General features: G+C 67.9%; 21 protein-coding genes. 9 read left to right on the forward strand and 12 right to left on the reverse strand.

Annotated elements, in window-relative coordinates:
* The first annotated feature begins 2 nt into the window (after positions 1 to 2).
* Positions 3 to 1,271, forward strand: coding sequence for a phosphoribosylamine--glycine ligase (gene purD, locus I7S92_RS14810; protein WP_197645710.1), 1,269 nt, complete (start codon positions 3 to 5; stop codon positions 1,269 to 1,271).
* Between the two features lie 254 nt (positions 1,272 to 1,525).
* The gene (gene rarD, locus I7S92_RS14815; RefSeq protein ID WP_197645711.1) at positions 1,526 to 2,449 is read left to right on the forward strand and encodes an EamA family transporter RarD; all 924 of its coding nucleotides are present in this window, start codon (positions 1,526 to 1,528) and stop codon (positions 2,447 to 2,449) included.
* Here the strand turns inward: rarD and I7S92_RS14820 are convergent.
* Positions 2,430 to 3,530, reverse strand: coding sequence for an anhydro-N-acetylmuramic acid kinase (locus I7S92_RS14820; RefSeq protein WP_197645712.1), 1,101 nt, complete (start codon positions 3,528 to 3,530; stop codon positions 2,430 to 2,432). The two genes, rarD and I7S92_RS14820, sit on opposite strands and share 20 nt — an antisense overlap.
* 57 nt (positions 3,531 to 3,587) lie before the next feature.
* Between I7S92_RS14820 and tyrS the strand changes: the two genes are divergently transcribed.
* Positions 3,588 to 4,838, forward strand: coding sequence for a tyrosine--tRNA ligase (gene tyrS / locus I7S92_RS14825; protein WP_197645713.1), 1,251 nt, complete (start codon positions 3,588 to 3,590; stop codon positions 4,836 to 4,838).
* A gap of 41 nt (positions 4,839 to 4,879) precedes the next feature.
* Here the strand turns inward: tyrS and I7S92_RS14830 are convergent, their stop codons facing one another.
* A complete protein-coding gene (locus tag I7S92_RS14830) occupies positions 4,880 to 5,467 on the reverse strand; it encodes a peptidylprolyl isomerase (RefSeq protein ID WP_197645714.1) in 588 nt (195 codons plus the stop codon).
* Positions 5,457 to 5,969 (reverse strand): peptidylprolyl isomerase, encoded by a 513-nt coding sequence (locus I7S92_RS14835; RefSeq protein WP_197645715.1) that lies wholly within the window; start codon positions 5,967 to 5,969, stop codon positions 5,457 to 5,459. The genes I7S92_RS14830 and I7S92_RS14835 overlap by 11 nt, the downstream gene beginning before the upstream one ends.
* Positions 5,970 to 6,109: 140 nt before the next feature.
* On the opposite strand from I7S92_RS14835, the gene I7S92_RS14840 reads away from it, so the two are divergent.
* The 6 genes from I7S92_RS14840 to I7S92_RS14865 all read left to right on the forward strand — a co-directional run bounded on the left by I7S92_RS14840 (position 6,110) and on the right by I7S92_RS14865 (position 12,488).
* Positions 6,110 to 7,300, forward strand: a complete 1,191-nt coding sequence (locus tag I7S92_RS14840; RefSeq protein WP_197645716.1) for a phosphoglycerate kinase — start codon at positions 6,110 to 6,112, stop codon at positions 7,298 to 7,300.
* Between the two features lie 50 nt (positions 7,301 to 7,350).
* Positions 7,351 to 8,235 carry a fructose bisphosphate aldolase gene (locus I7S92_RS14845; RefSeq protein WP_197645717.1) on the forward strand — a complete coding sequence of 295 codons (885 nt, stop codon included), beginning with the start codon at positions 7,351 to 7,353 and terminating at the stop codon, positions 8,233 to 8,235.
* A 112-nt stretch (positions 8,236 to 8,347) separates the two neighbouring features.
* Positions 8,348 to 8,650, forward strand: a complete 303-nt coding sequence (locus I7S92_RS14850; protein ID WP_197645718.1) for an FtsB family cell division protein — start codon at positions 8,348 to 8,350, stop codon at positions 8,648 to 8,650.
* A gap of 141 nt (positions 8,651 to 8,791) precedes the next feature.
* Positions 8,792 to 9,778 (forward strand): pyruvate dehydrogenase (acetyl-transferring) E1 component subunit alpha, encoded by a 987-nt coding sequence (gene pdhA / locus I7S92_RS14855; RefSeq protein WP_197645719.1) that lies wholly within the window; start codon positions 8,792 to 8,794, stop codon positions 9,776 to 9,778.
* A 13-nt stretch (positions 9,779 to 9,791) separates the two neighbouring features.
* Positions 9,792 to 11,174 (forward strand): pyruvate dehydrogenase complex E1 component subunit beta, encoded by a 1,383-nt coding sequence (locus I7S92_RS14860; protein ID WP_197645721.1) that lies wholly within the window; start codon positions 9,792 to 9,794, stop codon positions 11,172 to 11,174.
* A gap of 9 nt (positions 11,175 to 11,183) precedes the next feature.
* Positions 11,184 to 12,488 (forward strand): pyruvate dehydrogenase complex dihydrolipoamide acetyltransferase, encoded by a 1,305-nt coding sequence (locus tag I7S92_RS14865; RefSeq protein WP_197645723.1) that lies wholly within the window; start codon positions 11,184 to 11,186, stop codon positions 12,486 to 12,488.
* A gap of 87 nt (positions 12,489 to 12,575) precedes the next feature.
* Here the strand turns inward: I7S92_RS14865 and I7S92_RS14870 are convergent, their stop codons facing one another.
* From I7S92_RS14870 to I7S92_RS14905, 9 genes are all read right to left on the reverse strand, one after another.
* Complete coding sequence (locus tag I7S92_RS14870; RefSeq protein ID WP_197645725.1) at positions 12,576 to 13,202, reverse strand: CDP-alcohol phosphatidyltransferase family protein; 627 nt, start codon at positions 13,200 to 13,202, stop codon at positions 12,576 to 12,578.
* Positions 13,199 to 14,143 (reverse strand): phosphatidate cytidylyltransferase, encoded by a 945-nt coding sequence (locus I7S92_RS14875; RefSeq protein WP_197645727.1) that lies wholly within the window; start codon positions 14,141 to 14,143, stop codon positions 13,199 to 13,201. Before I7S92_RS14875 ends, I7S92_RS14870 begins: the two co-directional genes overlap by 4 nt.
* The gene (locus I7S92_RS14880) at positions 14,140 to 14,718 is read right to left on the reverse strand and encodes a lysophospholipid acyltransferase family protein (protein WP_197645729.1); all 579 of its coding nucleotides are present in this window, start codon (positions 14,716 to 14,718) and stop codon (positions 14,140 to 14,142) included. The genes I7S92_RS14875 and I7S92_RS14880 overlap by 4 nt, the downstream gene beginning before the upstream one ends.
* 75 nt (positions 14,719 to 14,793) lie before the next feature.
* A complete protein-coding gene (cysE, locus tag I7S92_RS14885; protein WP_197645731.1) occupies positions 14,794 to 15,600 on the reverse strand; it encodes a serine O-acetyltransferase in 807 nt (268 codons plus the stop codon).
* A gap of 75 nt (positions 15,601 to 15,675) precedes the next feature.
* The gene (locus I7S92_RS23580; RefSeq protein ID WP_287872838.1) at positions 15,676 to 15,960 is read right to left on the reverse strand and encodes a DUF7742 family protein; all 285 of its coding nucleotides are present in this window, start codon (positions 15,958 to 15,960) and stop codon (positions 15,676 to 15,678) included.
* On the reverse strand, positions 15,957 to 19,850 hold the full coding sequence (locus I7S92_RS14890) for a baseplate multidomain protein megatron (RefSeq protein WP_197645733.1): 3,894 nt from the start codon (positions 19,848 to 19,850) through the stop codon (positions 15,957 to 15,959). Before I7S92_RS14890 ends, I7S92_RS23580 begins: the two co-directional genes overlap by 4 nt.
* Positions 19,850 to 20,287 (reverse strand): C40 family peptidase, encoded by a 438-nt coding sequence (locus I7S92_RS14895; protein ID WP_197645735.1) that lies wholly within the window; start codon positions 20,285 to 20,287, stop codon positions 19,850 to 19,852. The genes I7S92_RS14890 and I7S92_RS14895 overlap by 1 nt, the downstream gene beginning before the upstream one ends.
* Positions 20,284 to 21,180, reverse strand: a complete 897-nt coding sequence (locus tag I7S92_RS14900) for a phage/gene transfer agent baseplate hub protein (protein ID WP_197645737.1) — start codon at positions 21,178 to 21,180, stop codon at positions 20,284 to 20,286. The genes I7S92_RS14895 and I7S92_RS14900 overlap by 4 nt, the downstream gene beginning before the upstream one ends.
* Positions 21,177 to 21,809 carry a DUF2460 domain-containing protein gene (locus tag I7S92_RS14905; protein WP_197645739.1) on the reverse strand — a complete coding sequence of 211 codons (633 nt, stop codon included), beginning with the start codon at positions 21,807 to 21,809 and terminating at the stop codon, positions 21,177 to 21,179. Before I7S92_RS14905 ends, I7S92_RS14900 begins: the two co-directional genes overlap by 4 nt.
* Positions 21,810 to 21,815: the final 6 nt, after the last annotated feature.

Here is a 21,815-nt window from a genome sequence, read left to right on the forward strand (position 1 = left end):
CCATGAACATCCTGATCCTTGGTTCCGGCGGCCGCGAACATGCGCTGGCCTGGGCGGTGAAGCAGAACCCGAAATGCGACCGGCTGATCGTGGCGCCGGGCAATGCCGGGATCGCGATGCTGGCGGAATGTGCCGATATCGACATCCTCGACGGGGCGGCGGTGGTCGGCTTCTGCGGGGAGAACGCGGTCGATTTCGTGATCGTCGGACCCGAGGCGCCGCTGGCCGCGGGGGTGGCGGATGCCTGCCGGGCGGCGGGGCTTTTGACCTTCGGCCCCTCGGCGGCGGCGGCGCGGCTGGAGGCCTCGAAGGCCTTCACCAAGGCGATCTGCGACGCCTGCGAGGCGCCGACCGCCGCTTATGCCCGCTTCACCGAGGCGGCCCCGGCGAAGGACTACATCCATCGGCAAGGCGCCCCCATCGTGGTCAAGGCCGATGGCCTCGCAGCCGGGAAAGGCGTGATCGTGGCGATGACCGAGGCCGAGGCGCTGGCGGCGGTCGACGACATGTTCGGCGGCGAGTTCGGCGCGGCGGGCGCGGAAGTGGTGATCGAGGAGTTCATGGAAGGAGAGGAGGCGAGCTTCTTCATCCTGACCGACGGCGAGACCGCGCTGCCGATCGGCACGGCGCAGGACCACAAGCGGGTGGGCGATGGCGACACCGGCCCGAACACCGGCGGCATGGGGGCCTATTCGCCTGCCCCGGTGCTGACCGAGGCGATCCAGCGCCAGGCCCTGGACGAGATCGTCCTGCCCACGATCCGCGAGCTGGCCCGGCGCGGCACGCCCTATCAGGGCGTGCTATACGCCGGGCTGATGATCAGGGACGGCCGCGCGCGGCTGGTGGAATACAACTGCCGCTTCGGCGATCCCGAGGCCCAGGTGCTGATGATGCGGCTTGGCGCGCAGGCCCTGGACCTGATGCTGGCCTGCGCCGAAGGCCGGCTGGCCGGGGTGCGGGCGAACTGGGCCGGGGACCATGCGCTGACCGTGGTCATGGCGGCGAACGGCTATCCGGGGGCTTACGCGAAGGGCAGCCAGATCCGGGGGCTGGAGGAACTGCCCGAGGACAGCCGCCACATGGTGTTCCACGCCGGCACCGCCGCCCGCGAGGCGCAGATCGTCGCCGCAGGCGGGCGGGTTCTGAACGTGACGGCGCGCGGGGCCTCCCTGCGCGAGGCGCGGGAGGCGGCCTATGCCATGGTCGCCCGGATCGACTGGCCCGGCGGCTTTTGCCGCAGCGACATCGGCTGGCGGGCGCTTTCCGAATAGCCGGCCGGCGCCGCAAGCCTTTCCTCCTCGGCGTCGGGGGTTTCACCCCCGAACCCCCGAGAGTATTTGCGCCAAGAGGAAGACCCCTCGTTCCTCTTGGCGAAAATACTCCCGCCGGAGGCACGTCCGAGGAGGAGGCGAAGCCCGACGACGAGACAAGGGACTTGCGCGCCAGCGCCCATCCCGATGCGACCGATTGTGCGGGGCACAAGATTGCCATGGTCGCGGCCCGCGGCTTTCGCTAGGGGGAAGACATGAGCGATGCGACCTCTCCACGCCCCGCGGAGCAAGGCGGGGACAGCCTGTCGGGCTATCTCTTTGCGACATCGGCCTATGTGCTCTGGGGCTTCCTGCCGCTTTACATGAAGGCGCTGGCGCATGTTTCTCCGGTCGAGGTGATCGTGCACCGGGTGGTCTGGTCGCTGCCGGTGGCGCTGGCGCTGCTGTGGCTGCTGGGGCGGACGCGCGATCTGAAGGCCGCGCTGCGCAGCCCCCGGATGCTGGGGATGGCGTCGATGACGGCGGCGATCATCAGCGTCAACTGGGGGATCTACATCTGGGCGATCGGCGCGGGCCGGACGCTGGATGCGGCGCTGGGGTATTACATCAATCCGCTGTTCTCGATCTTCCTGGGGGCGGTCCTCCTGCGCGAGCGGATCGGGCGGCGGCAGGGCGTCGCCATCGCGCTGGCGGCGGTGGCGGTGGCGATCCTGACCTGGGAGGCCGGGCGGTTGCCGGTGGTGGCGCTGGGGCTGACGGTGACCTGGGGCTTCTACGCCTTCCTGAAGAAATGGCTGCCGATCGGGCCGAACCAGGGTTTCGCGCTGGAGGTGCTGATCCTGTTCCCGCCGGCCCTGGGCTGGATGCTGTGGCTCGGCGCCTCGGGCGGCGGGCATTTCCTGGCCGGGAGCTCCGGCGACACCGCGCTGCTGTTCGGTCTCGGCATCGTCACGGCGGGGCCGCTGATCCTTTATGCCAACGGGGCCAAGAAGCTGCGGCTTTCGACCATCGCGGTGCTGCAATACATCGCGCCGACGATGATCTTCCTGACGGCGGTCTTCGTCTTTCACGAGCCCTTCAGCACGGTGAAGGCCGTAGCCTTCGCGCTGATCTGGACGGCGCTGCTGATCTACACCCTGCCGATGCTCGTGGCGGGGGTCAGGGATCGGGCCGGCTGATCTGGCCGCCGCCGACCAGGGTCGGCGCGCCGGTGGTGCCGGGGGCCGAGGTGGCGAGCTTGCGCAGCACGCGGACGGCGAGGAAGGCGAAGGCCTGGGCCTCGAGCATGTCGCCATTCAGGCCCACGGCCTCGACCGGGTCGATGGCGGCGGGGATGCGGCGGCGCAGTTCCGCCATCAGCACCGGATTGAGCCGCCCGCCCCCGGTCACCAGGATCCGCGAGACCGGGGCGGGAAAATGGATCTGCCCGGCCGCGACCGAGGCGGCGGCGACGGCGGCCAGGGTGGCGGCGGCATCCGCGTCCGGGAGCATCTCCAGCCGGTCGATCAGCCCGGCGAAATCGTTGCGGTCGAGCGACTTCGGCGGCGGGGCGTCGAACCAGGGGTCGCGCAGGACCGAGGCGACGAAGGCCTCGTCCGCCTCGCCGGCGGCAGCCAGCGCGCCGTCGTGGTCGTGGCTTTGCCCGAGGCGGGCGCGCAGCAGATCGTTCAACGGCGCATTGGCCGGGCCGGTGTCGAAGGCGAGAAGCGCGCCCTCGGCCTCGGGTCCGGGGGCGGCGGGGTCGATCCAGGTGAGGTTGCCGACGCCGCCGAGGTTGAGGAAGGCCAGGGGCTCGGTCGCGCCGATGTGGCGGGCCAGCGCGAAGTGGAAGAAGGGGGCGAGCGGCGCCCCCTGCCCGCCCATGGCCACGTCGGATGTGCGGAAGTCCCAGACGGTGGGCAGGTCCAGCACCTGCGCCAGCAGGGCGCCATTGCCGCATTGATGCGTGCCGCGCCCCTGCGGGTCGTGGGCAAGGGTCTGGCCGTGGAAGCCCAGGACCTCGGCCCCGGTGAAGCGCGACAGAAGTTCGGCATGGGCGGTCTCGACCACTTCGGCGGCGGCGGCCACGGCGGGGTCGCCGGGCCATCGACCGAGGGCGGCGCGGATCGCCTCCTGCTCCTCGGGGGTATAGGGACGGTAGGCCGAAGGGCCGAACGCCTCGATCGTGAGGCCGTCGGTCCGCACCATGGCGGCGTCCACCCCGTCGAGCGAGGTTCCGGACATGGCGCCGAGCGCCCAGAGAGCTCCGTCCTTCCGCATCTTCCCTTGGCACCCTCGCGAAGATATACCGCCGCCACATCCTAGACCGAGGCGGCCATGCACTACCATCCGAAATCCGACTTCATGCGCGTGATGTTCGAGCGCGGCTTCGTGGCCGATTGCACGGATTATCAGGCGCTTGACGAGGCATTGGTCAAGGGCGTGGTGCCCGCCTACATCGGCTATGACGCGACCGCGCCCTCGCTGCATGTCGGACACCTGATGAACATCATGGTGCTGCGCTGGCTGCAGAAAACCGGGCACAAGCCGATCACGCTGATGGGCGGCGGCACGACCAAGGTCGGCGACCCCTCGTTCCGCAGCGAGGAGCGGCCGCTGCTGACGCCGGCAGCGATCGACGCCAACATCGCCGGGCTGAAACAGGTCTTCGCGCGGTATCTCGCGTATGGCGAGGGCAGGACCGACGCCATCATGCTGAACAATGCGGAATGGCTGGACCAGCTGAACTACCTGGACTTCCTGCGCGACATCGGGCGGCATTTCAGCGTCAACCGGATGCTGTCCTTCGAGAGCGTGAAGTCGCGGCTGGACCGGGAGCAGTCGCTGAGCTTCCTGGAATTCAACTACATGATCCTGCAGGCCTATGACTTCCTGGAGATCCACCGCCGGTACGGCTGCCTGCTGCAGATGGGCGGCAGCGACCAGTGGGGCAATATCGTCAACGGGATCGACCTCACGCGCCGGGTGATCGACGCCGAGATCTACGGGCTGACCACGCCCTTGCTGACCACCAGCGACGGGCGGAAGATGGGCAAGTCGGCGAGCGGCGCGGTCTGGCTGAACGGCGAGATGCTGAGCCCCTACGAGTTCTGGCAGTTCTGGCGCAACACGACCGACGCCGACGTGGGCCGGTTCCTGAAGATCTTCACCGAACTTCCGGTCGAGGAATGCGACCGGCTGGGGTCGCTGGGCGGGTCGGAGATCAACCAGGCGAAGATCATGCTGGCGAACCTGGCAACGGGGCTGTTGCACGGGGACGAGGCAGCCGCGGCGGCGGAAGCGACGGCGCGGGAGGTGTTCGAGAAGGGCGGGATCGGGGAGGATCTGCCGACGGTGACGCTGGAAGCGAGCGAGTTGGCCGAGGGCGTGGGCATCGTGCAGCTTTTCGTGCGGGCGGGACTGGCGGCGAGCGGCAAGGATGCCAAGCGGCTGATCGCGGAAGGCGGGGCGAAGGTGAACGACGAGATCGTCACCGATTCCGCATTGCGCTTCGGGGCCAGCCATCTGGTCGAGCCGATGAAGCTGACCGCCGGCAAGAAGCGGCACGCGCTGGTAGTGCTGGGATAAGGCGCAGGGTGGGCAATATTGCCCACCCTACCCTTGCGCTCTCAGGGCTGGACGGTGACTTTCGTCATCACGTCCGGCGCGTCGGTCACCTCGCCGTTCGAGCCGGTGCCGCGCTTGATCGCGTCCACGACCTCCATCCCCGAGACGACATTGCCGACGATGGTATACTGGCCATCGAGGAAGCTGCCGTCGCCGAACATGATGAAGAACTGGCTGTTGGCGCTATTGGGGTCCTGCGACCGGGCCATGCCGACGACGCCGCGCTGGAACGAAAGCTCGTTCGAGAATTCGGCGGGGAGGTCGGGCTTCGAGGAACCGCCCATGCCCGCCATCGACAGGTCGCCCCCTGCCTTGCCGTTCGAGACATCGCCGGTCTGGGCCATGAAGCCCTCGATCACGCGGTGGAAGACCACGTTGTCATAGGCGCCTTCGGTCGCCAGCGCGGTGATCTGCTCGACATGCTTCGGCGCGACATCCGGCAGAAGGTCGATGACCACGGTGCCGTTGGCCACGCCCGCGACCTCGATCACCAGGTTCGGGCCGGGGCCGTCGGTGGCCTGCGCGCCGGCGCTGGTGGCGAGGGCGGCGAAGGCGGCGAAGGCGGCGGCGAGGGCAAGCTTACGCGACATCGGCGGCCACCCGGACGGTGATCATGCGGTCGGGGTTCGCCGGCGGCTCGCCGCGGGTGATCTTGTCGACATGCTCCATCCCGCTGATCACGCGGCCGTAGACGGTGTACTGGCCGTTCAGGAAATGGTTGTCGCGGAAGTTGATGAAGAACTGGCTGTTGGCCGAGTTCGGGTTCTGCGACCGCGCGGCGCCGAGGGTGCCCCGGTCATGCGGCAGCTTGGAAAACTCGGCCGGGAGGTCGGGATATTGCGAGCCACCCGTGCCCGAACGGCGCGGGTTGTAGTTCGGGCTTTCCATGTTGGCGTTCTCGACATCGCCGGTCTGGGCCATGAAGCCGTCGATCACCCGGTGGAAGGCCACGTTGTCATAGGCCTTGTCGCGGGCGAGCTGCTTCATCCGCTCGGCATGTTTCGGCGCCACCTCGGCGAGCAGTTCGATCACCACTTCGCCGTCCTTCAGCGTCAGGATGATGGTGTTTTCGGGGTCCTTGATGTCGGCCATCGGGGTGCCTCTTACGGTTTCGGTCGGGCGTGACCGTAAAGGCGGCATCCGCCCAAGGGAAGGGCAAAGCGTCGGAAGCGGTTGACGGGAGCGTGATCCGGGGGCCAAAAGCGGTAAGGCTTTCAAGGATGGAGACGGCGATGCCCTGGAAAACTCTGGACGACATGGACCTGGCCGGCAAGGTGGTCCTGACGCGGGTGGACATCAACGTGCCGATGGAAAGCGGAAGGGTCACGGACATGACCCGGATCGACAAGATCAGGCCGACGGTCGAGGACATCGTCGCCAGGGGCGGCAAGGTGGTTCTGCTGGCACATTTCGACCGGCCGAAGGGCAAGGTGGTGCCGGAGATGAGCCTTGGTCATGTGGTGGATGCGCTGGCGGGCTCGCTGGGGCGGAAGGTGGTGTTCGCGGCGGATTGCGTCGGCGATGCGGCGGCGGCGGCGATTGCAAAGGCCGGTCCGGCGGATGTGGTGCTGCTGGAGAACACCCGCTTCCATCCGGGCGAGGAGAAGAACGATCCCGACCTGGCCCGTCAGATGGCGGCGCTGGGGCAGGTCTATGTGAACGACGCCTTCTCGGCCGCGCACCGGGCGCATGCCTCGACCGAGGGTCTGGCGCGGCAACTGCCCGCGGCGGCGGGGCGGCTGATGGAGGCGGAGCTCAAGGCGCTGGATGCGGCGCTGGGAAATGCCCGGCGGCCGGCGGTGGCGGTGGTGGGCGGGGCCAAGGTCTCGACCAAGATCGAGCTGCTGGCGAATCTGGTGACGAAGGTCGACCATCTGGTGATCGGCGGCGGGATGGCGAACACCTTCCTGGTGGCCGAGGGGATCGAGGTCGGCCGCTCGCTGGCGGAACGCGAGATGGCCGAGACGGCGCGCGAGATCCGGCTCAGGGCGCAGCGGGCGGGCTGCCGGATCCACCTGCCGGTGGACGTGGTCGTGGCGCGCGAGTTCAAGGCGGGGGCCGAGAGCCAGACCGTCGGGGTGCACAAATGCCCGCCGGATGCGATGATCCTGGATGCGGGGCCGCAGACGGTGGCCGAGCTGGAGGCGGTGTTCGCCGGCGCCAAGACGCTGATCTGGAACGGGCCGCTGGGCGCCTTCGAGATCCCGCCCTTCGATGCCGCGACCAATGCGGCGGCGCAGGCGGCGGCGCGGCTGACGAAGGCGGGAAGCCTGGTGTCCGTCGCGGGCGGCGGCGATACCGTGGCGGCGCTGAACGCGGCCGGGGCGGCGGCGGATTTCACCTTCATCTCCACCGCCGGCGGGGCCTTCCTGGAATGGATGGAGGGCAAGGAATTGCCGGGCGTGAAGGCCCTGATGGCTTGAGCGGCGGGGCCCCTCGGGCTATGCCGGGGGCCAAGGATCGGGAGACGGACATGACCAACGCGAAGATGACCGAGCAGGTGAAGAACGGGCGGGGCTTCATCGCCGCGCTGGACCAGTCGGGCGGCTCGACCCCCAAGGCGCTGCGGCTTTACGGGGTGGCCGAGACGGAATACTCCGGCGAGGAGCAGATGTTCGACCTGATCCATGCGATGCGGGCGCGGATCATCCAGTCCCCGGCCTTTACCGGCGACAAGGTGGTGGGGGCGATCCTGTTCGAGCAGACCATGGACCGCAAGGTCGACGGCATCCCGACCGCGACCTACCTGTGGGAAAGGCGCGGCGTGGTTCCGTTCCTGAAGATCGACAAGGGGCTGGAGGCGGAAGCCGACGGCGTCCAGCTGATGAAGCCGATGCCGGGGCTGGACGCGCTGCTGGCGCGGGCGGTGAAGGCGGGGATCTACGGGACCAAGGAACGCTCGGTGATCAATGCGGCCAACCGCAAGGGGATCGCGGCGATCGTGGCGCAGCAGTTCGAGGTGGGCCGCCAGGTCGCGGCGCATGGGCTGATGCCGATCCTGGAGCCGGAGGTGACGATCTCGATCGCCGACAAGGCCGAGGCCGAGGCGATCCTGCAGGAGGAGATCCTGAAGGCGCTGGACGGCTATGAGGGGCAGCTGATGCTGAAGCTGAGCCTGCCGACAGTGCCGGATTTCTATCGGCCGCTGGTCGATCATCCCAAAGTCCTGAAGGTGGTCGCGCTGTCGGGCGGCTATTCGCGTGACGAGGCGAACCGGATCCTGGCGCAGAACCACGGGATCATCGCCAGCTTCAGCCGCGCGCTGTCGGAAGGCCTGTCGGCGAAACAGACGGATGCCGAGTTCGACGCGGTGCTGAAGGGCGCTATCGACAGCATCCACGCGGCCTCGATCACCTGACGGGGCCGGCCAAACCTCTGGCTGGCGTGCATTTTCAGGATTCACAAGCCCGCGCGGCTGTGACATGATTCGCGGAACGGCCCCCGGCTGAACGAGGGGCTTCGAGGCGGGCATGGCTGTAGCGCAATACAATCGGGGGCTGGGCGGGGCGATCTATCTGGTCCTGGCCTTTGCCCTTGGGATCTATTTCACCTTCGCCGCCGTGCAGGGCGACTACGGCATGTTCGCCCGCGTCGCCATCAAGGCCGAGGCCGCCGCCCTCTCCGAGGAGCGCGACCGGCTGGCGGCCGAGTTGGCCGAGATGCAGAACCTGACGCACCGGCTTTCGGACGATTACCTCGACCTCGACCTTCTGGACCAGCAGACCCGCGACGTCCTGGGCTACATGCGCGCAGACGAGATCGCGATCCGCTGACACCCACGGCAGCTTTTCGCCAGACGCAGGGCCGCATTCCGGCAGCGCATGACGCATGGGAAATTTGCATTGGCCCTTTTTTCGCCGATGCTGTATGGATGGTTTAACGCTAAACCATTCTGACCCCTGGGAGGAGCCCCGATGGCGAAGAAACCGGACGCGAGGCCGAACGTCTCGAAGGACGAGTTGCTGAAGTTCTACCGTGAGATGCTGCTGATCCGGCGCTTCGAGGAAAAGGCGGGCCAGCTGTACGGCATGGGCCTGATCGGCGGCTTCTGCCACCTGTATATCGGGCAGGAAGCGGTGGTCGTCGGGCTGGAGGCTGCGTCGAAAGAGGGCGACAAGCGGGTGACGAGCTACCGCGACCACGGGCATATGCTGGCCTGCGGGATGGACGCCAAGGGCGTGATGGCCGAACTGACGGGCCGCATCGGGGGCTATTCCAAGGGCAAAGGCGGCTCCATGCACATGTTCTCGAAAGAGAAACATTTCTATGGCGGACACGGGATTGTCGGCGCTCAGGTGCCGCTGGGGGCGGGGTTGGCCTTTGCCGACAAGTATCTCGGCAACGACAACGTGACCTTCACCTATTTCGGCGACGGGGCGGCGAACCAGGGCCAGGTCTACGAGACCTACAACATGGCCGAGCTTTGGGACCTGCCGGTGGTCTTCGTCATCGAGAACAACCAGTACGCCATGGGCACCAGCATGAAGCGCGCCACCAAGTCGGTGACGCTGTTCGGCCGGGGCGAAGCCTATGGCATTCCGGGCGAGCAGGTCGACGGGATGGATGTGCTGGCGGTGAAGGCCGCCGGCGAGAAGGCCGTCGCGCACTGCCGGGCGGGCAAGGGGCCGTATATCCTGGAGATGATGACCTATCGCTACCGCGGACATTCGATGTCAGACCCGGCGAAATACCGGACGCGGGAAGAGGTCGAGAAGATCAAGACCGAGAAGGACTGCATCGAGCATGTCCGCGACCTGCTGACGCAGGGGGGGCTCGCCTCGGACGAGGAACTGAAGGCGATCGACAAGGAGATCAAGGCCATCGTCAACGACGCGGCCGAATTCGCCAAGGACAGCCCGGAGCCGCCGAATGCGGAACTCTGGACCGATATCTACGCCTGAGGGAGGGGAAACCATGGCAACCGAAGTACTCATGCCCGCGCTTTCTCCGACCATGGAGGAAGGCACGCTGGCCAAGTGGCTGGTGAAGGAAGGCGATACGGTCAAGTCGGGGCAGATCATCGCCGAGATCGAGACCGACAAGGCGACGATGGAATTCGAGGCGGTGGATGAGGGCACCGTGGGCAAGATCCTGGTGGCCGAGGGGACGGCGGGCGTGAAGGTGAACACGCCGATTGCGGTGCTGGTCGAGGAAGGGGAGAGCGTTTCCGACGCCCCTGCCCCGGCGGCGGTCGCGGTTGCGGCCTCGGCAGCGGAGGTTCCGGCGACGGTGGCGGCGGCCCCTAGCGCGCCCTCGCCAGCACCGGCGCCCGCCGAGGTGCGCGGCTGGCCGCATACCGACCTGCCCCCCGGCGCGACCAAGACGATGACGGTGCGCGAGGCCCTGCGCGAGGCGATGGCCGAGGAGATGCGCGCCGACCCGACGGTCTTCCTGATGGGGGAAGAGGTCGGCGAGTACCAGGGGGCCTACAAGATTTCCCAGGGGCTGCTGGACGAGTTCGGGGCGAAGCGGGTGGTCGATACGCCGATCACCGAGATGGGCTTTGCCGGGATCGCGACCGGGGCGTCGTGGGGCGGGCTGAAGCCGATCGTCGAGTTCATGACCTTCAACTTCGCGATGCAGGCCATCGACCACATCATCAACTCGGCCGCGAAGACCTTGTACATGTCGGGGGGGCAGATGGGCTCGCCCATGGTGTTCCGCGGTCCGAACGGGGCGGCCGCGCGGGTGGGGGCGCAGCATTCGCAGGATTATGCGGCCTGGTATGCGGCGATCCCGGGCCTGCGGGTCTGCATGCCCTATACGGCGGCGGATGCGAAAGGGCTGTTGAAGTCGGCGATCCGCGATCCGAACCCGGTGGTCTTCCTGGAGAACGAGATCCTGTATGGCCGGTCCTTCGAGGTGCCGGTGGATGGCGATTTCGTGGTGCCCTTCGGCAAGGCCTCGATCCTGCGGCCGGGGACGGATGTGACGGTGGTGTCCTTCGGGATCGGCTGTTCGCATGCCATGGCGGCAGCCGAGGATCTGGCCAAGGAAGGGATCAGCGCCGAGGTGATCAACCTGCGGACGCTGCGCCCCATCGACTATGACACGGTGCTGGCTTCGGTGATGAAGACCAACCGCTGCGTGACGGTCGAGGAAGGCTTCCCGGTCGGGTCCATCGGCGACCACCTTGCCAGCACGATCATGCAGCGGGCCTTCGATTACCTGGATGCCCCCGTCGTGACCTGCACGGGCAAGGACGTGCCGATGCCCTATGCCGCGAACCTGGAGAAGTTCGCGCTGATCACCCCGGCGGAGGTCGTCACCGCCGTCAAATCCGTCTGCTATCGCTGAGGTGAGGTCATGGCTACGCAAATTCTGATGCCGGCACTGTCTCCGACGATGGAGGAGGGGACGCTGGCGAAATGGCTGGTGAAGGAAGGCGATGCGGTAAAATCGGGCCAGGTCATCGCCGAGATCGAGACCGACAAGGCGACGATGGAGTTCGAGGCGGTCGACGAGGGTGTCGTCGGCAAGCTCCTAGTCGCCGAGGGCTCGGCGGGGGTGAAGGTCAACACCCCCATCGCGGTGCTGCTGGACGAGGGGGAGGATGCTTCGGCGGTTACGGCGCCGAAGGCGGCGGCGGAGAGTCGGGGTGAACCCCGACGTACGGAAGTGGCGGCGGCTCCGGCGACGGCTCCCGCTCCGGCGGCGACGGGTGGCACGCGGGTCTTCGCCTCGCCCCTGGCGCGGCGGATCGCCAAGGAGAAGGGTCTGGACCTGACGGCGGTGAAGGGCTCGGGTCCGCATGGCCGGATCGTGCGGGCGGATGTCGAGGGGGCTCAGCCGGGGGCGGCGAAGCCTGCGGCGGCTCCGGCAGCCGAAGCCCCGAAGGTGAGCCCTGCCCCGGTTGCGGCCACGGCGGCGATGCCGACGGGACCGGCGACCGAGGTGGTGCTGAAGATGTATGCCGACCGCGCCTACGAGGAAGTGCCGCTGGACGGCATGCGCCGGACGATTGCGGCGCGGCTGACCGAGGCCAAGCAGACCATCCCGCATTTCTACCTGCGCCGGGACGTGAAGCTCGACGCGCTGATGGCCTTCCGCGAGCAGCTGAACAAGCAGTTGGAAGGGCGCGGGGTGAAGCTCAGCGTGAACGACTTCATCATCAAGGCCTGCGCAATGGCGCTTCAGGCGGTGCCAAATGCGAACGCCGTCTGGGCGGGCGACCGGATGCTGCGGTTGAAGCCCTCGGACGTGGCGGTCGCGGTGGCGGTGGAGGGGGGCCTGTTCACCCCGGTGCTGCGCGATGCCGACAAGAAGTCGCTGAGCGCGCTCTCGGCGGAGATGAAGGACCTCGCCGCGCGGGCGAAGTCGAAGAAGCTGGCGCCGCATGAGTATCAGGGCGGGTCGTTTGCGATCTCGAACCTGGGGATGATGGGGATCGAGAATTTCGACGCGGTGATCAATCCGCCGCATGGCTCGATCCTCGCGGTCGGCGCGGGGGTGAAGAAGCCGGTCGTGCTGGCGGACGGGACCATCGGGGTGGCGACGGTCATGTCGATGACGCTGTCGGTGGACCACCGGGTGATCGACGGGGCACTCGGGGCCGAGTTCCTGAAGGCGGTGATCGAGGCGCTGGAGAACCCGATGGTGATGCTGGCTTGAACCCGAGGAGCGGGGGTTTTGCACCCCCGCACCCCCGCAGAGTATTTTCGCCAAGAGGAAGGAGGGGGTCGGTTCGGCCCCCTTTTTCTATCGAAGCTTGAGCTTGTCGATCAGGCCAAGGGAGCGGCGGAGGACCGTGATGGCGGTGCCGATCACGATGATCCAGAGGGTCACGCTCAGGGTCCAGCCGGTTGCGTAGACGGCGGCGAGGACGGTGCCTGCGGTGAGGACCGCCATGCGCTGCGGCTTGGCGAGGGGGCCGGAGAAGTCGGGCGGGAAGCCCTCGGCCCGGCCCAGTTCGCGGATATAGGCGGTGGCGATGGCGAGGCTCGCGGCGAGGAGGCCGAGGGCGGGCTGGTGGGCGGCAAGGCCGGCGCCCGCGAAGAGGAGGAGGTCGGAGACGCGGTCGGGGGCTTCGTTCCAGAACGGGCCGTCCTTGGCGCCGCGGCCAGCCTCGATGGCGACCATGCCGTCGATCAGGTTGCAGACGAGGCGGGCCTGAACGGTGGCGGCGGCGAGGATCAGGCAGAGGAATTGCAGGATGCCGCCGTGCGTCGAGAGGGCGAAGAAGGCAAAGCCGAGGGCGGCGAAAGCCATCGAGGCCTGCGAAATCTGGTTCGGGGTCAGGCTCTTGGCAACGGCCCAGGAGGCGAGCCGTGCCGCCCAGGCAGAGTTGCGCGAGGTCAGGGGGCGGCGGTTCTCGGCTTCGCTCATGTGGTGGACCAGAGCCAGCGGGTGACGTGGAAGAAGATCGGCGCGGCGAAGATCACGCTGTCGAGCCGGTCGAGGAAGCCGCCGTGCCCGGCGATCAGGTGGCCCCAGTCCTTGATCCCCCGGTCGCGCTTGATGGCCGACATGACGAGGCCGCCGAAGAAGCCCATGAGGGTGATCAGCAGGCACATGCCGGCGGCCTGGAGCGGGGAGAAAGGTGTCATCCACCAGAGCGCGGTGCCGACGGCGCTGGCGGTGAGGGCGCCGCCGATCAGCCCCTCCCAGGTCTTCGAGGGTGAGAGGGTCGGGGCGACCCTGGTGCGGCCGACGAGCTTGCCCCAGACGTATTGCATGACGTCCGAGAGCTGCACGACGAAGATCAGATAGGCGATGAGGATGACGTTGCGACCCTCGAATCCCGGGATCTGGAGGTAGAGGAGCGCGGGGACGTGGCTTACGCAGTAGACGCAGATCATCAGCGCCCATTGCGTCTCGGAGACGCGGACGAGGAAGTCCCTGGTCGACCCATGCAGGGCCGAGACGACGGGCAGGAGGAGGAAGGCGTAGACCGGGATGAAGACCGAATACATGCCGTACCAGTCGGTCAGGACGAAGTAGTACTGCAGCGGAAGCACGAGGAAGAAGCAGCCGAGGAGCGACCAGTGATCCGCGCGGTCGTAGCGGGTCAGCGTCAGGAACTCGCGCAGGGCGGCGAAGGAGGCCAGCGCGAAGAGAAGGACGACGCCGGGCTTGCCGACCAGGAAGGCAAGGCCAAGGAAGAACACCATGACCCACCAGGCATTGATCCGGGCGTTCAGGTTCTCGATCACCGGGTTGTCACCCCGGGGCGACAGGCGGCGGCGGAGAATCTCGCCCAGGGCGGAGGCCAGGACCAGGATGGCGGCGACGCCGGAGAGGAGCCAGAGAAGATGTGGCGAGGTCATGGCTGGACCGGGGGCTGCAGTGACCGCAGCGCCTGCGCGGCGCGGGCGAGGAAGGCATCCTTGCCCTCGCCCTGGGTCAGGTGGAGGGGGGCGCCGAAGGTCAAGGTACAGATCAGCGGCACGGGGATGACCTCGCCCTTGGGCATGACCTTGTTGAGATTGGCGATCCAGACCGGGACAAGGTCCACCTCGGGGCGCGCCTTCGCAAGGTGGTAAAGCCCCGACTTGAACGGCAACAGCACCTCGTCCGAGCTGTTGCGCTTGCCTTCGGGGAAGAGGATCAGCGAGGCCCCCTGATCCAGCGCCGCGACCATCTGCGCGACGGGATCCTCGGTCCGCGCCTCGGGGCGGCGGTCGATCAGGACGGCGTTGAAGACCTCGCGGCCGATGAAGGCGCGGAGCGGCGAGGTGAGCCAGTATTCCAATGCCGCGACGGGCCGGGTCGAGCGGCGCAGCGGCGCGGGCAGGACGGTCCAGAGGAGGACGAAATCGCCGTTCGAGGAATGGTTGGCGTAGTAGACGCGCTGGACGGGTATCGGCTCGATCCCCTGCCAGATCGCGCGCGGTGCGGTCATGAACCGGGCAAAAAGGGAGATGGCCTGCCCGGTGACCCTTGCGGCGACGGAACGCAGGAGGTCTTTCAAGCCGGGTCACTCGCCCTGGAGGATCTGGTCCATGGTGAGCGCCGGTTGCGCGCAGCCCGCCTTGCCCACCACCCTCGCGGGCACCCCCGCAACGGTGGAGTTCGGGGGAACGTCCTGCAGCACCACCGAACCGGCCGCGATGCGTGAGCATCGGCCGACCGAGATGTTGCCCAGAACCTTGGCCCCCGCCCCGATCAGGACGCCATTGCCGATCTTGGGATGGCGATCTCCGTCCTCTTTGCCGGTGCCGCCGAGGGTGACCGAATGCAGCATCGAGACATTGTCACCGACGACCGCGGTCTCACCGATGACGATGGAATGGGCATGGTCGATCATGATGCCCTTGCCGATCCGCGCGGCGGGGTGGATGTCGACGCCGAACATCTCGGATACGCGCATCTGGACGAAATAGGCCATGTCGGTCCGGCCGGTCTGCCAGAGCCAATGGCCGATGCGGTAGGCCTGCACGGCCTGATACCCCTTGAAGAAAAGGAGCGGCTGCATGAAGCGGTGGCAGGCCGGATCGCGCTCGTACACCGCCATGAGGTCGGAACGTGCGGCAGCTCCGATCTCGGGATCGGTCTCATAGGCCTGATCCGCGATCTCGCGCAGGATCTGCTCGCTCATCTCGCCCGAGGCGAGTTTCAGCGAGAAGCGATAGGCCAGCGCCTTCTCGAGCGTCGAGTGATGCAGGAGGCCGGAATGGATCAGCCCGCCGAGCAGGGGCTCGTTGCGGATGGCTTCGACCGCCTCTTCCCCGACCCGCCGCCAGACGGGATCGATTGCGGTCACCTTTGATCTGGTCTCGAGCATGCGACCTCTCCTTGCTCCTCTCCTTCTAGCACAATCGGCAAGAGAGAGACGACTGGCAAAATGGGGATCATCCCATCACCTTTCCAGATGCCGGACGAGCACAGCACAGGCCAGTTGCAGCGCCCGGAGGAATTGAGGATCGCAGAAGGTTTCGGGAGGAGGCGAAAGCCGCAGACAGCGCGCTGCGATGGAGCCATCCCCAAGCTGCGGATGCGGACGTCCGTGGCGGTCGAGATACTCGGCAGCGGCCCGCGTTTCCGCAAGTATTCCGGCGGCAAGTCCGGGCCGGTCCTGTTCTGGCGCGGGCACCAGGACCCGCGCCAGAAGACAAAGCTCGCCAGCCGTGACCGGACGGATCATGGCGCGACCTCGACAGACCGGAACGGCCCCGGCCCGAACTGCCGGGACAACTGGGCCACCGCGATCCGGTAGGCCTCACCCACCCCGTCATGGAGCCGCTGCGCGGTGGTATAGGCAAAGCCTGGCGCCTGGGTCCCGTACTCCGCCACGACCGCATCGCCCTTAATGATCCGCACCAGATAGGCTTCCTCCTCCTCGCCCAGCGGCACCTCCGCCGATTGCCAGCTGTCGCCGTCGATCCGGGTCCGGCGCTTCCAACTCGCCACCAGCGTCCCAGCCGCATCCGTTGCGGCCCGCAGATGCGCGACGGGATAGGGGCGCAGCCCGATGCCGTCGAAGGCCTCGATCCGCATCACGACATTGGCGTCGTCATAGCCCCGCGCGGTCGAGCCGATCCGGTAGTGGCGGGCCAGGCCCCGGGCCGAAAGCGGCAGCTCGATCTGCGACAGCGCAAGATCGACCAGCACCAACGTGCTGCCGACGGGCCATTCCGGCGGCATCACCCCATCGGTCCCGGCCTGACCACGCAGTCGTAGCGAGAGCTCATAGGTGTCGGGCGCGACCAGCTGCGCTTCGGCGAACTGGAAGACTTCCCACTTGCCCGCCGACCCGTCGCCGATGGCCATGACGTTCGTCCCGTTCAGCACCGCGTCCCTGCTGGCGGAAGCAAGCTCACCCGCCGAGAGCCGCACCCGCAGCGGTTCTCCCCGATCCCAAAGCCCGACCGGAGCCGCCCGCAGCACGCTTTCGGTGAAACCGACCACCGCCGGCGCCGCCACCAGCCGGTTCAGCTCGTATCCGGCATCCGCGACCGCCGACCAGACGGCCACCGAGCCCGGCCAGGGATCCGAGGTCACCGCGACATGCGGCGCGTGCGGCACCTCGCCCCCCGTCAAGAGCGGCAGGTCCAGGAAAACCGGCAGCACCGGGACCGGCGCCACGAAATCCCGGATGGCGATGGTGTCGTCGCCCGTTGCGGGCGTGTAGATACCCGGCTCGATCCGGACCGCCTCGATCAGCTGCGCCTCCGATTGCTCGATCCGGTCGATCCGGTAGCGCAGGCCCCGGTATTCGATCACATCTCCCGCCCCGACGCCCAGCCTTGACTTCGGCAGGGCGAAGCGCGCGGCATCGCGCGCCACCCGCGCCTCCGAGAGCCAGCGGTCCACGGTCGCCTGGGCCTCGGGCCGGGTCAGCGCCAGCGGCATTTCGGTCTGGGACACACCCCGCGCGACCTCGTCCGGGAACCGGGCCTCGGCCGAACAGGTCTCATAGCTCGACTGCGCATCGACAAAGCCGATGCGGACCTGCCCCGAGACCTCGACTTCAGCGGCGCGGGTCGTCTCGAAACTGCCGTTCATGTCGGGCAGCAAGACCAGATCGTCGTCATCGACCAGCCCGTCCACCCGCCCCGTCCGGTTGCGGAAGGCAAGCCTTCCGTCGCGCTCGATCACGTCGAAGCCGAAGGTCAGCATCAGCGGTTGCAGTGCCGCCCGCGCGCTGGTCACCTCGGCCTGCTGATACCCGCGCACCACGCCGAAAAGACCAGAGGTGTCCACCTCCGCCAGGCCCGAGCCTTCGCAGATCTCGGCCACCACCTGGGCCAGCGGCTGGTTCGTCGCCCGGCCGTTCAGCCAGTGCCCCCGGCCATAATTGCCGCCATCGCTCCAAACCTCGACCTGGCCCGGAAACTCGGGGAAGGGCCGCGCATCCCAGGCCCAGGCATGGGCGCGGTCGAAATCGACCATCGGCCCGTCGTAAAGCAGGGACTGCGGGTTGTTCGCCGGATCCGTCCAGAAGGCCCGCATCGCCAGCAGATATTGCATCTGCATCAGGTCGTCGCGGCGGCCGCTGGACCAGGCCGGAAGGCCGGATTCCGAGGAGGCCAGGTCCAGGAAACGATTGGGCTGGTTCGTCCCCTTGTCGACCGCCGCGCAGCCGTATTCGGTAAAGCGGATCGGCTTCGACCCCGGAACCCAGGCCGTCGGGGTCGCGCTGCGGACGCCCGCCACGCGATCATGGTGCAGGTTGGACCACCAGGACCGCAGGTCCTTGACGCGAAACACCCAATCCTCTCCGAACGCGCCATCGGTGATCGGCAACCGCTGTTGCGCCGCAGCGCCTTCGGGGCTGTCGTAGTACCAGTCGAACCCCTCGCCGCCCGCGATGTTGGCCTTCAGATAATCCAGGTCATGCACCGCCCCCCAGGCGGCATCCGCATGATCCTCGCCCTCCCGCCAGTCCGAGACCGGCATGTAGTTGTCGATCCCGATGAAATCGATCTCGGGATCGGCCCACAGCGGATCCAGGTGGAAATACACGTTCCCGTCGGCATGCAGGCCGAAGTATTCCGACCAGTCGGCGGCATAGCTGATCCGGGTCTCGGGCCCCAGGATCAGGCGCACGTCCCGGGCCAGTTGCCGAAATGCCTCGACTGCCGGAAAGCTGTCGCCTGCACCGCGGATCTGGGTCAGCCCCCGCATCTCCGAGCCGATGCAGAACGCCTCCACCCCTCCCGCCGCTGCGCAAAGATGGGCGTAATGCAGGACGAACCGCCGATCTCCCCAGTCCTGCGGGCCGGAATAGGAAACCGTTTCGCCTTGCACCGAGAAATGGCCAACCTCGGCCGCACCGAAGAAGGTCGCGACTTCCGCAGCCGCAGCGGCCGAGCGGTCCGGGCTCCCCTCGCGCCCCGGCGCGACCGACAACGTCACCCGCCCGCGCCAGGGCAGTCTCGGCTGTCCCGTGGCCCCGGTCCAGGGGTCCGGCAGGCTGTTGCCCTCGATCTGGTCCATCAGCAGGAAGGGGTAGAACATCACCTCCTTCCCCGCCGCCTTCAGCGCCCGGATCGCCTCGATCACCGAGGCATCCGCCGGACTGCCGCCGTAGACCGATTTGCCCTCGACCTTCGGCACCTCCCCGGCCCCGGCGCGGGTGAGGCCCCCCGCCCGCCAGATCATCGGAACGCCCTCGCGCAGTTTCTGTTCGACCTTCGGCCGTACGGCGCAGGCGCCGCAGCGCAGGTCGCTGCCGAACCAGGACACCACCAGCGAGACCGAACCCGCCATCGGCAGCTCGCTGTCCAGCTGTTCAAGGCTGGTCGCGAAATCCGTCATCCCCGAAGGCGAGTGCACGTTCGCCGAACGGTTGCGCCCCGGCGCCTCGGCATAATGCACCGCAGTCGTCGCCAGCCCATATTCCCCCGTCCCCGGAATCAGCGCCACCGCGCGAACCGCCGTGTCCAGCGTCGCCCCCTGCGCCACCGCCGGACCCTGGGCCGCGCGGACAACCTCGAAGTTGAACTGCGGCACCCTTTTGCCGTAGGGCGTCAGCTCCAGGTCCTCGATCACCACATAGGCCAGACCGCGATAGGCCGGCGCGCGGCCTGTCCCCTCGACCGCCTCGATCAGCGCATCGGGCAACTGCGTCTCGCTGCCGGGATAGACCCGCAGGTTCAGGTCGCTGGCCGAGATCTCGTTGCCATCCGCCCAGATCCGCCCCACCCGCAGGATCTCGCCCTCGCACAGCGCAATCGCCAGGCTGACCGAGTAGCTGTAGTCGTTGACCTTCGGCTTCGGCGCCCCCTTGCCCGAGCGTCGGCGCTGGACCGACTCCTTGAACTCGGTCGCCCAGATCACCTGCCCGGCCAGCCGCATCCGGCCCCAGACCTGCCCGATCGCCGCCCCCTCGCCCGCGCCGGTCAGTCGCAGCCGGTCGATGCGGCCCACATCCACAGGGTCGGACCCGGCGCCCAGGAGACGCTGGTCGATCGCCCGGCCCAGCGTCGCGCCGATCGCCCGGCCGATGACCGCCCCCGAAAGGCCCAGCACCGTGCCGCCGAAACCCGCGCCGACGGCTGCACCGGCGGCCGAGAGAAGTAGAGTTGCCATCAATCGGCTCCTTCAGGAAAGGCGAACCGGGCGGCGATCCTGCGCCGCCAGGGCTGCGACAGCGGGCTTTCGACGACACCCTGCCCGCTATAGGAATGGATGAACCGGGCCTCAGTGCCGATTTCGGACTGGATTCCCAGATGCTTGGCGATACCGCCGCTCCGCATGCGGAACAGAAGCACATCGCCCGGCGCCTCCAGGGCCAGCGGCCTCTCGACCAGCCAGCGCCTCGCGGCCTCCAGCAGGACCTCGCGGCGATCGGGTTCGGCCCAGTCCTCGGTATAGGGCGGCACCGCCTCCGGCTCCTTGCCATGGATGCTGCGCCACAGGCCTCGCAACAGCCCCAGGCAATCCGCCCCGGCCCCCTGGGCGCTGGCCTGGTGCAGATAGGGCGTGCCGATCCAGCTCCGCGCCTCGGCCACGACAAGGCATGTCACGTTCCACCCCCCGAGACCCTGCGCCCACCCGAATTGGGCCGCCCGGAGACCGGATAGGATGCCAGCCAATCCTCGCCGGGGATATGTGGAAAGCCCCTGAAATTCAGGAAGTTGGCGAACTTTTCCCGGCAGGTCCCGACCGCCTTGTCGCAGCCCGCGACCAGCCGCAGCTGATCGCCCGCCACGACTTCGGCCCCGATCGACTGCCACAGCTCGATCCGCCGTCCCCCGCCCGCAAGCCTGTCGCTCTTCACCAGCCCCACCAGACCCACGGCCGCGCCCGAGATCACCTCGAACCGGCCATGGGTGAACCAGCCATCGTCGAAGCCAGCGAAACCGGCGAAGCGGAACACGCGTCCGTCCTCGACCTCCTCCGCCGCCCTGACCGCGAAATACCCCGGCTGGCCGATCTGGAACCGACAGCGGCCATCGCCCAGCACGGCCGAGCAGCGCGGCAGATAGGCCTGCCCCTGCGGCTGGTTCAACACCTCGGTCAGCCCGCGCAACTCGGCCCGGAAACTGCCCCCCGCCCGCTCGATCTCCCCCAGCGAGCCGCGGAACTGCTCGATATGGTCCTCCGGCCTGGCCCAGTTGACCAGGAAGGCCCGCACCTCGGCCCCGTCGAACCGCCCCGTCAGGATATCCGCCTCGGTGATCGCCGCGGCGCTCAGCGCACCCATCGCCTCGGAATTGTCCACCGAAAGCCCCGTCGTCTGCTGCAGGGCCCGCGCCGTCATGCCGGTATCGGCCCGGCAGGTCACGCCCCGCAGCATCAGGTCGCGGTCGTGGTCGGTAAAGCCCAGCACCACCCCATCCCGCCGCGTCACCATCCAGGCCCGGCAAACCGTCGTCGCCCCGCTTTCCAGATGCCGATACAGGTCCCCTGCGCTCATAGCCGGATCTCCACCACCGGGACCGTCGGCACATCGCCCGCCTGGAACGAGGCGACCGAGGTCTGGATCGCATCCGTATCGAAGCGGACCGGCACGTCGAACTCGAACCCCGCCGTGATCCGCACCCCCAGATCCGGCGGCACCGCAAAGCTGATCTCGCCGGTCTCGACATCGACGTCGAACTCGACGCCCTCGACCTTCGGATCGCCCGCCAGCGCCACGGCCACCGTGCCCGCCACCGGCTTCAGGATCGGCCGGACATAGCTCTGCAAGCCCGAGACATAGGTCTTCTGCAGCCGGAACACCGCCGTCTCCCCGTCGCCGATGCCGACCAGCTGGTCCTCCGGTCCCGGAGTGGCCGAGGGCGCACAGGACCGGAAATCGGACCAGTCCTTCCAGCGGAACCCGTGCAACTGCCCCGCCCGCGCCTCGAAGAAGGCGATCAGCACCGCCACATCGTCCAGCGAGCGCAGACCCACGCCCGCGTCGTAGCGCCTGCGCGAATGGGCCCAGGGGGTGTTCCGCTCCTCGAACCCGTTCGCCAGCGTGACGATCTCGGTCCGCCGCTCCGGCCCGCCGACCGAGCCGAAGCTCAGGTTCGCGGGGAAACGTATCTCGTGAAATGCCATCGTCTT

This window comes from Tabrizicola soli, from assembly GCF_015999335.1.
Lineage (GTDB): Bacteria > Pseudomonadota > Alphaproteobacteria > Rhodobacterales > Rhodobacteraceae > Tabrizicola > Tabrizicola soli.